This window comes from Jannaschia aquimarina, assembly GCF_000877395.1.
Lineage (GTDB): Bacteria > Pseudomonadota > Alphaproteobacteria > Rhodobacterales > Rhodobacteraceae > Jannaschia > Jannaschia aquimarina.
In genome coordinates this window covers 39,367-53,623 of record NZ_JYFE01000013.1, presented here as the reverse complement: position 1 = coordinate 53,623, position 14,257 = coordinate 39,367, and the positions used below count along the sequence as shown (strand labels likewise).

The 14,257-nt window shown below is 69.3% G+C and carries 12 protein-coding genes; 9 read left to right on the top strand and 3 right to left on the bottom strand.

The genetic code is table 11. The features are described from left to right. Positions 1–115: 115 nt before the first annotated feature. Positions 116–1,963 (bottom strand): ABC-F family ATP-binding cassette domain-containing protein, encoded by a 1,848-nt coding sequence (locus jaqu_RS02175; protein ID WP_043917299.1) that lies wholly within the window; start codon positions 1,961–1,963, stop codon positions 116–118. A gap of 169 nt (positions 1,964–2,132) precedes the next feature. Here jaqu_RS02175 and ndk point away from each other — a divergent pair, with 169 nt between their 5' ends. The 3 genes from ndk (at position 2,133) to jaqu_RS02160 (ending at position 4,582) form a co-directional block, all read left to right on the top strand. Beyond that, positions 2,133–2,555: a nucleoside-diphosphate kinase gene (gene ndk, locus jaqu_RS02170; RefSeq protein ID WP_043917298.1), complete on the top strand. Its 423-nt coding sequence runs from the start codon at positions 2,133–2,135 to the stop codon at positions 2,553–2,555. A gap of 94 nt (positions 2,556–2,649) precedes the next feature. Then, a complete protein-coding gene (locus jaqu_RS02165; protein ID WP_043917297.1) occupies positions 2,650–3,162 on the top strand; it encodes a DUF2383 domain-containing protein in 513 nt (170 codons plus the stop codon). 64 nt (positions 3,163–3,226) lie between these two features. Beyond that, positions 3,227–4,582 (top strand): MATE family efflux transporter, encoded by a 1,356-nt coding sequence (locus tag jaqu_RS02160; protein ID WP_043917296.1) that lies wholly within the window; start codon positions 3,227–3,229, stop codon positions 4,580–4,582. A gap of 213 nt (positions 4,583–4,795) precedes the next feature. Here jaqu_RS02160 and jaqu_RS02155 read toward each other — a convergent pair whose 3' ends face one another. Both jaqu_RS02155 and jaqu_RS02150 read right to left on the bottom strand, forming a co-directional pair. Beyond that, complete coding sequence (locus jaqu_RS02155) at positions 4,796–5,257, bottom strand: DNA polymerase III subunit chi (RefSeq protein WP_043917295.1); 462 nt, start codon at positions 5,255–5,257, stop codon at positions 4,796–4,798. Continuing rightward, positions 5,250–6,728: a leucyl aminopeptidase gene (locus jaqu_RS02150; protein WP_043917294.1), complete on the bottom strand. Its 1,479-nt coding sequence runs from the start codon at positions 6,726–6,728 to the stop codon at positions 5,250–5,252. The genes jaqu_RS02155 and jaqu_RS02150 overlap by 8 nt, the downstream gene beginning before the upstream one ends. A gap of 122 nt (positions 6,729–6,850) precedes the next feature. Here jaqu_RS02150 and lptF point away from each other — a divergent pair, with 122 nt between their 5' ends. Genes lptF through rsmA form a run of 6 tightly spaced genes read left to right on the top strand, consistent with a single transcriptional unit; the run spans position 6,851 to position 14,213 of the window. Next, positions 6,851–7,975 (top strand): LPS export ABC transporter permease LptF, encoded by a 1,125-nt coding sequence (lptF, locus tag jaqu_RS02145; RefSeq protein WP_043917293.1) that lies wholly within the window; start codon positions 6,851–6,853, stop codon positions 7,973–7,975. Beyond that, a complete protein-coding gene (gene lptG, locus jaqu_RS02140; RefSeq protein WP_043917292.1) occupies positions 7,972–9,066 on the top strand; it encodes an LPS export ABC transporter permease LptG in 1,095 nt (364 codons plus the stop codon). The genes lptF and lptG overlap by 4 nt, the downstream gene beginning before the upstream one ends. Further along, on the top strand, positions 9,063–11,186 hold the full coding sequence (locus tag jaqu_RS02135; protein ID WP_043917291.1) for an LPS-assembly protein LptD: 2,124 nt from the start codon (positions 9,063–9,065) through the stop codon (positions 11,184–11,186). The genes lptG and jaqu_RS02135 overlap by 4 nt, the downstream gene beginning before the upstream one ends. A gap of 11 nt (positions 11,187–11,197) precedes the next feature. Then, positions 11,198–12,409 carry a peptidylprolyl isomerase gene (locus jaqu_RS02130; RefSeq protein ID WP_052500722.1) on the top strand — a complete coding sequence of 404 codons (1,212 nt, stop codon included), beginning with the start codon at positions 11,198–11,200 and terminating at the stop codon, positions 12,407–12,409. Beyond that, a complete protein-coding gene (gene pdxA, locus jaqu_RS02125) occupies positions 12,406–13,383 on the top strand; it encodes a 4-hydroxythreonine-4-phosphate dehydrogenase PdxA (RefSeq protein ID WP_043917289.1) in 978 nt (325 codons plus the stop codon). Before jaqu_RS02130 ends, pdxA begins: the two co-directional genes overlap by 4 nt. Next, positions 13,380–14,213: a 16S rRNA (adenine(1518)-N(6)/adenine(1519)-N(6))-dimethyltransferase RsmA gene (gene rsmA / locus jaqu_RS02120; protein ID WP_043917288.1), complete on the top strand. Its 834-nt coding sequence runs from the start codon at positions 13,380–13,382 to the stop codon at positions 14,211–14,213. The genes pdxA and rsmA overlap by 4 nt, the downstream gene beginning before the upstream one ends. Positions 14,214–14,257 lie beyond the last annotated feature (44 nt).

Below are 14,257 nucleotides of genomic sequence, written 5' to 3'. Positions count from 1 at the left end.
GCTGCCGTGCGGGCCGCGCAAGGCGGCGCGCAACCGGTCCGTCTGCCGATCGTGCAGACGGGGGGTGCACAGGGGGTGCACGGGGGGTGCACAGCGGATTTCCGCCGATCGGGGCTCAGGCCTCCGCCCGTTCGAGCTTCTCCGCCGCCGCCATCCAGAGCGCCTCGGCCCGGTCCGCCGCCTCGTTCACCTCGGCATATTTGCGGTTCCAGACCTCCAGCTCGCCCACCTTGTCGTCGGCATACATGCCCGGATCGGCAAGCTTCTTCGCCAGCTTGTCGCGCATGGCCTCGATCTTCGCGACCCGCTCCTCGCACCGCCTCACCTCGGCGCGCAGCTCCAGGATACGCTCCCGGGAGGGCTTGGATTTTTCCTTTTTCTTCTCGGGCCTTCCGGATCGATCTTCACGTCCCAGAAGCTCCCCGCGATAGCTCTCCAGATCACCTTCGTAGGGCGCGACCCGCCCGCCCTTCACCAGCCACAACCGGTCTGCCACGAGGCTGAGAAGGTGCATGTCGTGGCTCACCAGAACCACCGCGCCCGAATAGGCCGTCAGCGCCTCTACCAGCGCCTCGCGGCTCTCGATGTCCAGGTGGTTCGTCGGCTCATCGAGAATCAGCAGATGGGGCGCATCCAACGTCCCGAGAAGCAAGGACAATCTCGCCTTCTGCCCACCCGAGAGGCGCCCCACCTCCACCTCCGCATGGTCCGCCCCCAGCCCGAACGTCGCCAGTCGCGCCCGCAATTTCGCCGGGGCTTCATCGGGGCGCTCCCGACGAAGATGGTCCAACGGCGTCTCGTCCAGATGCAACGCATCCACCTGATGCTGCGCGAAATACCCGATACGCAGCTTGGAGGAGGCATGGCGCCGCCCCTCCGCCGCCTGAAGTTCGCCGACCAAGGCCTTGGACAGCGTCGATTTCCCCTCGCCGTTCCGACCCAGCAGGGCGATCCGGTCGTCCTGGTCGATCCGCAGGTCCAGCCGCCGCAGCACAGGCGGCCCGTCGTAGCCGACCGATGCGCCCTCCATCCGCAGGATCGGCGGCGCAAGCTGTTCGGGCTCGGGGAAGGTGAAAACCGTCCGGGCCGCATCCTCGGGCGCGCGGATCGTCTCCATCCGCTCCAGCATCTTGACCCGGCTCTGTGCCTGTTTGGCCTTGCTCGCCTTGGCCTTGAAGCGATCCACGAAGCTCTGGAGATGCGCCCGCCGCACTTCCTGCTTGGCGGCTTCGGCCGCCTGCACCGCACGCCGCTCGGCCCGGGTCCTCGCAAAGGTATCGTAGCCGCCCGTATAAAGCGTCAGCCGCTTGTCCTCGAGATGCAGGATGTGCCCCACGGCCCGGTTCAGAAGCCCCCGGTCGTGGGAAATGATGAGCACCGTATGGGGATAGCCGGCGAGATATTGCTCCAGCCACAGCGCCCCTTCGAGGTCCAGGTAGTTCGTCGGCTCATCCAGCAAAAGCAGATCCGGCGCCGAGAACAACACCCCCGCCAGCGCCACCCGCATCCGCCACCCGCCCGAGAAATCGCGCGTCCGCCGCACCTGCGCCGCCTCGTCGAAGCCCAGCCCGGCCAGGATCGTCGCCGCCCGTGCCTCGGCCGACCAGGCGTCGATGTCGGTCAACCGGGCCTGTACGTCTGCGATGCGGCCCGGGTCGGTGGCCGTCTCGGCCTCCGCCATCAGCGCCGCGCGCTCGGTATCGTGAGACAGGACCGTCTCGACCAGCGTACGGTCGTCGGCCTTGGCCTCCTGCGCGACACCGCCGACCCGCGCCCGCTCCGGCAAGGAGATCTCGCCTGCATCGGGTGTCAGCTCCCCCCGGATGAGGCGGAACAGCGTCGTCTTTCCCGTCCCGTTGCGACCCACGATGCCCACCTTGTGGCCAGAAGGCACGGTGACGGACGCCCCCTCCAGCAAGGGGCGGCCCGCGACGGAATAAGCGAGATCGTTGATGCGCAACATGCGCGCGGGGTGGCCCGCCCGACGGCCCGCGTCAACTCCCCCTTCTCCGCTTTCCAAATATCCCGGGGAGCGCGAGGGGCCGGCCCCTCGCCCCGCTTCGGGATGCGCCCTGTTTCCTTCCCCCCGCCCCCCTGCTAAGCGCCGCGCCAAACACCTGACGGAGACCACGATGGCCACGCAACGCACCTTCTCGATCATCAAGCCCGACGCCACCAAGCGGAACCTCACGGGCAAGATCACCGCCAAGTTCGAGGAGGCCGGCCTGCGCGTCGTCGCCTCCAAGCGCATTCACCTGACCAAGGCTCAGGCCGGCGAGTTCTATGCCGTCCACAAGGAGCGGCCCTTCTTCGACGAACTGACGACCTTCATGGCGTCGGCGCCCATCGTCGTGCAGGTGCTGGAAGGTGAAGATGCCATCGCGAAGAACCGCGAAGTCATGGGCGCCACCAACCCCGCCGAGGCGGACGAAGGCACCATCCGCAAGGAGTTCGCGCTGTCCATCGGCGAGAACTCGGTCCATGGCTCCGACGGGCCGGACACCGCCAAGGAAGAGATCGCCTTCTTCTTCTCGGAACTCGAGATCGTCGGCTGAAGCCGCCCGATCCGAACGATGGACGGGGCCCGCATGGGCCCCGTTTTGCATCCGGCCCCCGGAACCGGCGGCGCCTGGCCCACGTTGGCCGCCTATGCAGGACGATCTTCCCGCCAGCCCGGCCCAGCTTGCCCCGAACCATATCGCCGCGACCGAGGTCGCCGACGTCGATGGCAGCCGTGATGGGGCCACGGAAGAGGCCCTGCGCGACGCGCTGACCGCGACGCTCGACGCGCTCGAAGGCTACCGGGCGATGGAGGGACATGTCGCGCCCGACCTCCAAGGCCTGATCCGGGATTGGCGCGAGGCCCATGAGGGCCATGCCGCAGAGCTCGAGCGCGCCCTCCTCAGGCAGGGCGGCGTGGATGACGAAGGCTCCATGATGGGAACACTGAACAGCGTCGTCGTCACGACGCGCGGAATGCTCGTCGGGATCGACCGCGCGGCGCTCGGGCCGATCGCGAAAGGCGAGCAACGGACGATCGACGCCTATGCGAAAGCCGCCGACAGGGTCGCGTCGCCCGCGGTGCGCGAGATGCTGAACGGGCATCGGACCCGTCTCGTCCACCTTGCCAACCGGACCCAGGACATGGCCGACCGCGCCTGACGCGAGCGCGCCTTCGCATCCCGCCGGTGTTGCCAGACAGCGCGACCGGGCGTAGCACTCGCCCATGGAGTTCCGCCAGCATATCGCTCGCACTCTGACGCTGGGTCTGCCGCTCGTCGGAAGTCAGGTCGCGCAGGTTCTGATCGGCGTGACCGATACCGCGATGCTGGGCCGCTACTCGGTCGAGGCGCTGGCGGCGGGCACGCTTGGATCGACGGCGTTCTTCACGATCTACCTGCTCTGCTCCGGTTTCGCGATTGCGGTGATGAGCCTCGCCTCCGATGCGGCGGGCCGGGAAGACGAGCGGTCCGTGCGGCGCGCCGCGCGGATGGGCCTGTGGCTGTCGGTTCTGGCCGGGCTGGCGCTCATGCCTGTCCTGTTGGCCTCCGAGCCGATCCTGCTGGCGCTGGGCCAGGCGCCCGACATCGCCGAGGGCGCGGCGGCCTATCTCTCCATTGCCGCTTTCGGCCTGATCCCCGCACTGATCTGGACGACCTTCCGCTCGCATCTCTCGGCACTGGAACGGACGCGCATCGTTCTCTGGGTGACCATGGCGGGGGTTGCCGTGAACATCTTGCTGAACTGGCTCTTCATCTTCGGAAATCTCGGGATGCCCGAACTCGGCGTCCAAGGCGCCGCGCTGGCCAGTGCGGGCGTGCAGGTGACCATGGGTGCGCTGCTGGCGCTCTACTCTGCCAAGGGTCCCGACATGGCGCGGTGGGACCTCTTTCGCAATTTGCAGGTCTTCGACCAAGAGGTCTTCGTCCGATTGGCGCGGCTCGGCTGGCCCATCGGCCTGACCCACGTGTCCGAGGTCGGGCTCTTCGCGGCCGCGGCGCTGATGATGGGCGCGCTGGGCACGATCGAGTTGGCGGCGCACGGCATCGCGATCCAGATCGCGGCGGCCGTCTTCATGGTGCATCTTGGGCTCAGTCAGGCGGCCACCGTGCGGGTCGGCCGGTTCTGGGGGGCGGCGGATGCGCTGGGCCTGCGCCAGGCGGCGCTCTCGGCGCTCGTCCTGTCGGGGATCGCGGTTGTGCTGGCAACGGCGGTCTATCTCGGGGCGGGCCACTTTCTAATCGGCCTCTTCCTCGACCGGTCCGAGCCGGACGCGCCCGCCATCCTCGCACTGGGCGTGACGCTGCTGACCTATGCCGCGCTGTTCCAGCTGGTCGACGCGCTGCAGGTCATGGCGCTCGGCTTCCTGCGGGGGATGCAGGACACCCGGCGGCCGATGATCTACGCCATCGCGGCCTACTGGATCGTGGGCATCCCGATCAGCTACGGCCTGGGCTTTCCGGGCGGGATGGGGCCTGTTGGCATCTGGCTGGGCCTCGTCATCGGCCTGTCGGTCGCGGGCATCGCCCTGATCGTCCGGTTCTGGCGCATGGCGCCGCCCGTGGCGCCCCTGCCCGCCTGAGCCCTAGAGGGCGACTGGATCGGCCGGCGGGCACGCCGTCACGGCCCCGCAGGGCGCAGGCGCCGCCGGTTCGCGGATCGGGAGGCCCGGCAGGATGGGCGAAATCGGAACCAGGCTCGCCTGCGCGGCGGTCGTCATGAGGATGAGGGCGAGACAGGTCTTCATGGCGAACCAAGCCGCCCGAACGCGAAAGGTTCCCGAAGCCGGGCCGTTTCAGACGTTCTTCGTCGCCTTCTCTTCCCACTTGCCCGATTCCTCGGACCAGTAGCGCGCGCCCACACCCGCGCCGGTCAGCATTGTCCATTGCGCCCGCGCCCGCGCCAACGCGTCTCCGTCCATCCCGTCGAACAGGATGCAGACCCGCTTTAGCGGCGCGACCTCCTTGGGCGCGACCTCCGCCCCGGCCAGGGCCATCACGCAATGCGGGTCGTTGGCCGCCACGCCTGAGGTCAGGAGGACCGGCTGGCGCGCGTCGTGCGCGCCTCCGGCCAGCCCGTGGGGAAGAAACCGCTCCTTCGGACCGAGCCAGAGCTGTTCATCCAGCGCCTCCAGCAACTCCGGATCCGGGGCGCGCACCGCGACGCGCCACCCCTGCGCCAGCGACCGCTCCAGCAGGACGGCCAGCGTCTGATCCACCGGCCGTCGCGTCAGGTGGTAGAAATAGGCCTCACCCATCGGTCTCGTAGTCGCGGACCAGCCGGTCCAGCGCCCTGACACCCCAGCCGGACGCACCTGCCGGAGACAGATCGGTGCTCTTTTCGAGGCTGGCCACGCCTGCGATGTCGAGATGGATCCACGGCGTCCCATCCTTGACGAAGCGTTGCAGGAACTGTGCCGCGGTGATCGAGCCTGCGGGCCGCCCGCCCACGTTCTTCATGTCCGCCACGCTGGACTTGAGCTGCTTGTCATAGGCCTTGCCCAGCGGCATCCGCCAGGCGCCCTCGCCCTCGGTCTCCGCGGCCTTCAGGAACGCGTTACAGAACTTGTCGTCATTCGAAAACACGCCCGCATTCTCGTAGCCCAGCCCGATGATGATGGCCCCGGTCAGGGTCGCCAGATCGACCATGCCGACGGGCTCAAACCGATCCTGCGCGTACCACATCACGTCGCACAGCACGAGGCGCCCCTCGGCATCGGTGTTGATGACCTCGACCGTGTCGCCCTTCATCGAACGGACGACGTCGCCGGGCCGCTGGGCGCGGCCGTCGGGCATGTTCTCGACCAGGCCGACCAGACCGACCACGTTGGCCTTGGCACCACGCTTGGCGATCGTGTGCATCGCCCCCGCGACGGTGCCCGCGCCACCCATATCCATCGTCATGTCTTCCATGCCCGCGGCGGGCTTGAGGCTGATGCCGCCGGTATCGAAGACCACGCCCTTGCCGATCAGTGCGAGCGGCTTCTCGTCGCCGCCGCCCTTCCACTGCATGACGACGACCTTCGACGGGCTTTCCGAGCCCTGCCCGACCGCCAGCAGGGTGCGCATCCCCAGCTTTTCCAGATCGGTCTCTTCCAGCACCTCGACCTCGACGCCCAGATCCCGCAGCGCCTCGAGGCGAGTGGCGAATTCGGTCGTAGTCAGGATGTTGGCCGGCTCGTTGACCAGATCACGTGTCAGGAACACGCCCTCGACCTGCGCGGACAGGTCGGCGAACTCCGCCCCGACCTCGTCGGGCTTTGCCGCCAGCACGGTAATCGCGGGCGCCCCCTTGCCCGCATCGTCGCCCGTCTTGTGGACGTCGAAGGCATAGCCGCGCAACGCCGCCCCCTGCACCAGCGCGGCGAGGTCGCGCTGCGCGTCGCCGACGATGGCCAGCGCGTCCTTGCCACCCGCGGCGGCCCGGATCGCGGCACCGGCCCGGCGCGCCTGTCCCGCTTCGGGCCGCCGGGGCAGACGACACAGCACGACCGCCTTGGCCGCCATGTTCTGGGGAAAGCGCAGGACCGTCGCCTCCCCGTCCGACATCTTGTCGAAGGCCTCGCTTTCGACAGCGCGCTTGAGCGATCCGCGCGTCAGCCGGTTCACGCGCCGCGCCCCGGGCGAGAGCGTGCCTTCGGCCGGGACGAGGACGGCGACGGCGCCCTCGAGCTCGGCAAGAGAATCGAGATCCATGGCACGGAAGGTGACGGCGGCGGGGGTGGTCATAGGGCTCTCCGGGATCGGTTTCGCAGCGGAACGTAATGCCCGCCGCGCCGGGATGCCAGACGCCCTTCCCGTTCGGGCGCGCCGCCGCTAGGAAGAGACGACCAAGAGGGACCGCACGAGACGTGGGCACGTTCGACCGATACCTGTCGGGCCAGCTTCTGCTGCAGTTCGGCTTCTTCGCGCTGGTCCTGGTGGCGGTCTACTGGGTGAACCGTGCGATCGGGCTGTTCGACCGGCTGATCGAGGGCGGATCATCGCTGGCCACCTTTCTGCAATTTACCGCCTTGGCGCTGCCGTCGGTCATCGGGGCCGTCCTGCCGATCGCCGCGCTGGTGGCCACGCTCTACGGCATCAACCGTCTGTCGTCCGACAGCGAGATGGTGGTCGCGCAGACGACAGGCCTCGGCCCGTGGCGCCTGGCTCGTCCGGTTGCCGTCTTCGGCCTGGCCGTGGGCGCGATGGCCGCGATCCTCGCCCACGGGTTGGAGCCGCTGGCCCGCACCGCGCTGGCCGAACGCGGGCAGGAGCTCAGCGCCGACGTCACCGCCCGTTTCCTGCAAGAGGGCGAGTTCCTGCATCCCGGCGACGGCGTCACCGTCTACGTGCGCGAGATCGCCGAGACGGGCGAATTGCTGGGCCTCTTCCTGCAGGATCGCCGCGACGGCGAGACCCATACCAGCTACACGGCCGAGCGGGCCTATCTGGTCCGCGGCGAGGCGGGCGCCCGCCTCGTGATGCTGGAAGGCATGGCGCAGACGCTGGAGCTTCGGACCCGCAACCTCATCACGACGACTTTCGCCGATTTCGCCTACGATCTGGCTGGGCTGACGGGCGCCGACACGACCCGCAGCCGGGACCCGAGGGAACTGCCAACCGGCGCGCTTCTGGCCGCCGGTCCCGAGGCGCAGGCCGCGACCGGCGCAGCGGTCGCCGAGCTCCGCTACGAAGGCCATGCCCGCATCGCCGAGCCGCTCTTTGCCGCGCTGCTGCCCCTGCTCGCATTGGGGTTCCTGATGCTGGGGGGCTATTCTCGCCTCGGTCTCTGGCGCCAGATCGGCGGTGCGGTGCTGGCGGCGGTGGTGCTTCAACTGCTGTCCAACGTGGCCGAGAACCGCGCGCTCGACGACGCGGGCCTCTGGGGGCTGGCCTACGTTCCTGCGGTGCTAACCGGCCTGCTGGCCTCGATCCTGCTCTGGCGGGCGACGCTGGGCCCCCGGCCCTTGCGCCGGATCCGGTCGGCCGCGTGATCCTTTCGCTCTATATCGCGCGGCGCTTCCTCTCGCTGGTCGGTCTGGTCTGCCTCGTCTTTACCGGCCTTCTGCTGCCCATCGACCTGGCGGAACAATTGCGCCGCCTGGGCGACGACGGGGCCAGCTTCGCCGACGGTTTGCGGCTGGCCGCGCTGAACCTGCCCGCCGCGCTCTACCAGATCCTGCCGCTGATCGTGATCCTGGCGACGCTGGCGCTGTTCCTGTCGCTCGCCCGGTCGTCCGAACTCGTCGTGATCCGCGGCGCGGGGCGATCGGCCCTGCGCGCGGTCATGGCCCCGGCTCTGGCCGCGATGGCCCTGGGCGTCGCGGCACTGCTGGTCGTCAATCCCATCGTCGCGGCCACCCAGACCGCCTACGAGCGGGAGGTCGACCGCTTCCGCACCGGGATCTCCTCGATCCTCTCCATCAGCGAAGAGGGCGTCTGGCTCCGTCAGGGCGACGAGACCGGCCAGACGGTGATCCGGGCCGCCCGCTCCTCGCTGGACGGGACGATCCTCTTCGATGCCAGCTTCCTGAGCTTCGACGGCGACGGTTCGCCGGAGATGCGGATAGACGCCCGGCGGGCTGAACTAGCCTCGGGCGAGTGGCAGATGAACGGCGCCAAGATCTGGCGCCTCGACCGCGGCAATCCCGAAGCGCGCGCCCGCATCGAACTGGCCTACGCGCTGCCCTCCAGCCTGACGATCGAGCAGATCCGCGACAGCTTCGGCGTCCCGTCGTCGATCCCGATCTTCGAGTTGCCCGACTTCATCCGCCAACTGGATGCGGCGGGCTTTTCCGGCCTGACCCACCGCGTCTGGCTGCAACTGGAACTGGCCAATCCCGTGATGCTGGCGGCGATGGTCCTGCTGGGCGCCGCCTTCACGATGCGTCACAGCCGCGCGGGCGGCACCGGCATCGCGATCCTGACCGCCCTCCTGCTGGGCTTCGGCACGTTCTTCCTGCGCAACTTCGCGCAGGTGCTGGGCGAAAGCGGCCAGATCCCCGTCATCCTCGCGGCCTGGGCCCCGCCAACGGCAGCCGCGATGCTCGCCGTCGGCATCATCCTGCATCTGGAGGACGGATGATACGCTGGCTCCTCCTCTGGCTCGTGCTGCTGACGGGTCCCGCCTTTGCGCAGGACGGCCCCGCGACGCTGGTCGCCGACCGGATCGACTTCGACCCGACGCGGCTCGTCGCAACCGGCTCGGTCGAGATCTTCGCCGAGGGCCGCGTCCTGCGCGCCAGCCGCGTGACCTATCTGCGCGACGAGGACCGCCTGATCGTCGAAGGCCCGCTGACCCTTGTCGACGGGCCCGACCGGATCCTGGTGGCCGATTTCGCCTCGCTGGGCGCCGAGCTTCGCGACAGCGTCCTGCAGGGCGCGCGCCTCGTGTTGAACCAGAAGCTTCAGATCGCCGCCGCCCGGATCAGCCGCGACGGAGACGGCCGCTACACCCAGGCCTATCAAGCCGTCGCCTCGTCCTGCGAGGTCTGCGCCGAGAACCCGGTGCCGCTCTGGCAGATCCGGGCCCGCCGCATCGTGCAGGACGAGGCCGAGAACCAGCTCTATTTCGAAGGCGCGCGCTTCGAGGTGCTGGGCGTGCCCGTCGTCTGGCTGCCCGTCATCCGCCTGCCCGGACCGGGGCTCGAACGCTCCAACGGGTTCCTCGCGCCGCGCTTCTCCTCGGACGACCGGCTAGGGACGGGCGTGACGGTTCCCTATTTCATCGCGGTCGGCCCGTCCCGGGATCTGACCGTCGCGCCATTCGTGACCAACACCGGAACGCGCGCGCTGAACCTGCGCTACCGGCAGGCCTTCGACCGGGGCACGATCGAACTCAATGGCGCCATCGCCCGCGACGACACGCGGCCCGGCGACACGCGGGGATACCTCTTCGCCGACGGCACCTTCGCGCTGCCCAGCGACTACACGCTCGAATTCGAGATCGAGCAGGCCAGCGACGATGCCTTCCTGCTGGATTACGGCATCAGCGAAGAGGATCGCCTCGAAAGCAGCGTCCGCGTCTTTAAGGTCGAACGCGACCGCCGCACCTCCGGAGAGATCATCGCGATCCGTACCCTTCGCGAAGGCGAGCGGAGCGACACGCTCCCCTCCCGCGTGGTCACGGTGACCAGAGAGCGGCGGCGCGCGCTATTCGGCGGCATCGCGACCTGGCAACTGGAGGCGCATGGCCGCGAGCGTCCCGTCAGCCGCCCGCCTCCGGGCTTCGGTCCCGGCGCGGCCCGGGACGTGGCCCGCGGCTCGGTCTCGGCGGGCTGGCGGCGCTCCTGGGTGACGGGGGCGGGGGCCGTCGTCTCGGCCTTCGGCGAGGTCCACGCCGACGCCTACCGCGTGACCCAGGACCCAAGCTTCGGCGACGACATCGAGGGCCGCGTCGTCCCGTATGCAGGGCTCGAAGTGCGGCTGCCACTGGCCCGCGCGGGCGCGAACGGTGTCCACCATGTGATCGAGCCTGTGGCCGCCGTTGTCTTCGCCCCCACCTCCCGCAACGAGGTTCCCAACGAGGATTCGCTCACGCCGGAATATGACGAGGCCAACATCTTCTCGACCTCGCGCTTTCCCGGCCGCGACGTGCGCGAGCTTGGCAATCACATCAATATCGGCCTCGGCTACACGCGGACCGCGCCGTCCGGCTGGCAGATCTCCGGTTTCGCCGGCCGCACGATCCGGGACCGCAACTCGAACCAGTTCCGCAGCGGCACCGGCCTCGACAGCAAGGCGTCCGACTGGCTCGTCTCGGTCGGCGCGACCTACGACGACCGGTTCAGCCTGCTCAGCCGCTCGCTCTTCGACGACCAGCTCGACTTCGCCCGCTCCGAGACGATCCTGCGATGGTCCGGCCGCCGGCACGAGCTCGAGACGCGCTACACCTTCCTCGACGCCGATGCCGAGGCGGGCCGACCCCGCGACACGTCCGAATGGGGGCTCGATGCAGCCTACGACCTGGCCCGCGACTGGACGGGACGCGCCAACTGGCGCTATGACTTCGTCACCAACGATGCCAGCCGGGCCGGGCTCGGACTGACCTATCGCTCGGATTGCGTGACGGTGGACTTCGACGTCGAAAGGCGCTTCACGTCCTCCGTATCGCTGGAGCCGACGACGCGGTTCGGTCTGTCGGTCGAACTGGCGGGCTTCGGGGCGGACGACAGGCCGAGGGCGCGCAGACGCTGCGGATTATGAGGGGCGGGAGCATGGGAATTCTGGCACGGCTGGTCGCCGTCTTTCTGGTCGCGCTGGCCGCCATCACGGCGCCCGCCACGGCGCAGAACCTGTTCGAGACGGTGGCCACCGTCGACGACCGGCAGATCAACCGCTTCCAGGTCGAACAGCGGGCCCGCTTCTTCGCCCTGCTGCGCGCGCCAAACGCCGATTTCGAGGGCGCGCGCGACGTGCTGATCGACGAGTCGCTACAGGTCGACGCCGCCCGCCGCGCCGGGATCGAGGTGACGCCCGAGGCGCTGGACGAGGCGATGGTCGAGTTCGCCGCCCGGGCCAACCTGACCCCCGACCAGTTTGTCCAGGCGCTGGAGGCCAATGGCGTCTCTCCGGAAACCTTCCGAGACTTCATCCGCAACGGCCTCTACTGGCGCCAACTTGTCCAGGGCCGGTTTGGCCCCCGCGCGCGCCCCAACGAGGCGGAGATCGAGCGGGCGCTCGCCCAGGGCAATTCCGCCACCGGCATCCGCGTCCTGCTCAGCGAGATCGCCATTCCCCTTACGCCCGAGAACCAGGACGAAGTGACGGCCCTCGCCCGCCAACTCTCCCAGAACCTCTCCGGACAAGACGCGTTCCAGCGTGCGGCGCGTCAGTATTCCCGCGCGCCCTCGGCCCAGCGCGGCGGGCGCCTAGACTGGCTGCCGCTCTCGCAACTGGCGCCGCCCATCGCCGCGCAGGTTCTGGCACTTGGCCCCGGTCAGGTGACCGAGCCGATCAACCTCGGCAGCTTCATCGGCATCTACCTGTTGCGCGACCTCGACGAGGGGCAGCTTGCCGTCCCGGACACGCTGTCCATCGACTATGCCGAGTACCGCATCCCCGGAGGCCGCTCCGAAGAGGCGCTGTCGCAGGCCGCCCGCATCCGCGAGCGGATCGACACCTGCGACGACCTCTACGGCATCGCCAAGGGCCAGCCCGAGGGCACGCTCCTGCGCGAGGTTCGCGCCGTGGGCGAGTTGCCCGACGACCTGCGCCAGTCGCTCGCCACGCTCGACCCCGACGAGACCACGACGCTCCTGTCGGGCAACGGCGTTCTGCGCCTTGTGATGCTCTGCGGCCGCGTCACCGAACAGCCCGAAGGCGCGTTCGAGCAGATCGGGCAGCAGCTTCTGAACCAGCGTCTCGTGAGCTACGCGCAAGGCTACTTGGAAGAGTTGCGCGCCGACGCGGTGATCGAGATCCGATGATCGACCGGCGCGCCCCGGTCGCCGTAACCTGCGGCGAACCGGCCGGGATCGGTCCCGAGGTCGTCGCCAAGGCCCGCGCCGTCGGCGGAGAGGTGCCGTTCTTCGTCATCGGCAATCCCGCCCATTTCGACGGCCACGGCGTCATCATCCGCGAGATCGACACGCCGGAAGAGGCCGCGACCGACGCGCTTTGCGTCCTGCCCCACGACATCCCCGGCCCCGCGACCCCCGGCCACCCCGATCCCGCGCAGGCGGCGGGCGTCATCTCGGCCATTGCCCGCGGGGTGGAGCTAGCATCGAGCGGCGCCGCCTCGGCCATCTGCACGGCGCCGATCAACAAGAAGGCGCTCAAGGACGGCGCGGGCTTCCCCTATCCGGGCCATACCGAATACCTCGCCGCCCTGTGCGGGGATGCGGACGTGGTGATGATGCTCGCCTGTCCGGACCTGCGTGTCGTCCCCGCGACGATCCACATCGCGCTGGAGGACGTGCCCCGCGCCCTGACTCCCGAGACGCTGGAGACCTGCCTGCGCGTGACCAATGCTGGTCTACGCCGCGACTTCGGCATCGCCGCCCCGCGCATCGCCGTGACCGGCCTGAACCCTCACGCCGGCGAGGGCGGCACGATGGGGCGCCAGGAAACCGACTGGATCGGCCCCCTCGTCGACCGCCTCGCGCCGGAACTGGGCTGCTTCGGCCCGCTGCCCGCCGACACCGCCTTCCACGCCGTCGCCCGCGAAGGCTATGACGCCGCCGTGGCGATGTATCACGATCAGGCGCTGATCCCGATCAAGACGATCGACTTCGCGGGCGGCGTGAACGTGACGCTGGGCCTGCCCTTCATCCGTACCTCGCCCGATCACGGCACCGCCTTCGATATCGCGGGCACCGGTCAGGCCGACCCGACCTCGATGGTGGCCGCGCTCCGCCTCGCCTGGGAGATGGCCGGCCGCCGCGCCACGGCCCCGGCGTGAGCCGTATCGACGCCCTGCCCCCTCTGCGCGAGGTCATCGCCGCCCATGACCTGCGCGCGAAAAAGCAGCTCGGCCAGAATTTCCTGCTGGATCTCAACCTGACCGCCCGGATCGCGCGCACTGCAGGGGTCGAAGGTGCGCAGGTGCTCGAAGTCGGTCCGGGCCCCGGAGGCCTGACCCGGGGGTTGCTGGCCGAAGGCGCCGCAAAGGTACTGGCCGTGGAAAAGGATGCCCGCTGCCTGCCCGCCCTCGCCCAGATCGCCGAGGCCTATCCCGGCCGCTTGGACGTCGTGAACGGCGACGCGCTCGATATCGACCCGGCCGACCATCTGACGCCGCCATGGAAGGTCTGCGCGAACCTGCCCTACAATATCGGGACCGAATTGCTGATCCGTTGGCTGACGCCGCCGACATGGCCGCCGCCCTGGTCGTCGCTCACGCTGATGTTCCAGAAAGAGGTGGCCCAACGCATCGTGGCCGAACCGGGCGGCAAGGCCTATGGTCGCTTGGCCGTGCTGGCCCAGTGGCGCTGCGACGCGCGGATCGCCCTGACCCTGCCGCCAGAGGCCTTCGTCCCCGCCCCCAAGGTCCATTCGGCCGTGGTCTACCTGACCGCCCTGCCCGAACCGCGGTTCGAGGCCGACGCGCAGGTGCTGGAACGGGTCGTTGCGGCAGGCTTCAATCAGCGCCGCAAGATGTTGCGCGCCGCCTTGAAGGGGCTGGCGCCGAATATCGAGCATCGGCTCCGCGCGGCGGGCATCGCGCCCACCGACCGCGCCGAGACGGTGCCCCTGGAAGCCTGGTGCGCGCTGGCGAGAGAAATGGGCTGACCCCTTCGCGCGCGCTCGTACGATCCAAAACCCTGGATCGACGA

Coding starts and splice junctions, on each gene's coding strand:
- jaqu_RS02175 (WP_043917299.1), bottom strand. CDS start 1,963: ATGTTGCGCATCAACGATCTCGCTTATTCCGTCGCGGGCCGCCCCTTG.
- ndk (WP_043917298.1), top strand. CDS start 2,133: ATGGCCACGCAACGCACCTTCTCGATCATCAAGCCCGACGCCACCAAG.
- jaqu_RS02165 (WP_043917297.1), top strand. CDS start 2,650: ATGCAGGACGATCTTCCCGCCAGCCCGGCCCAGCTTGCCCCGAACCAT.
- jaqu_RS02160 (WP_043917296.1), top strand. CDS start 3,227: ATGGAGTTCCGCCAGCATATCGCTCGCACTCTGACGCTGGGTCTGCCG.
- jaqu_RS02155 (WP_043917295.1), bottom strand. CDS start 5,257: ATGGGTGAGGCCTATTTCTACCACCTGACGCGACGGCCGGTGGATCAG.
- jaqu_RS02150 (WP_043917294.1), bottom strand. CDS start 6,728: ATGACCACCCCCGCCGCCGTCACCTTCCGTGCCATGGATCTCGATTCT.
- jaqu_RS02135 (WP_043917291.1), top strand. CDS start 9,063: ATGATACGCTGGCTCCTCCTCTGGCTCGTGCTGCTGACGGGTCCCGCC.
- jaqu_RS02130 (WP_052500722.1), top strand. CDS start 11,198: ATGGGAATTCTGGCACGGCTGGTCGCCGTCTTTCTGGTCGCGCTGGCC.
- pdxA (WP_043917289.1), top strand. CDS start 12,406: ATGATCGACCGGCGCGCCCCGGTCGCCGTAACCTGCGGCGAACCGGCC.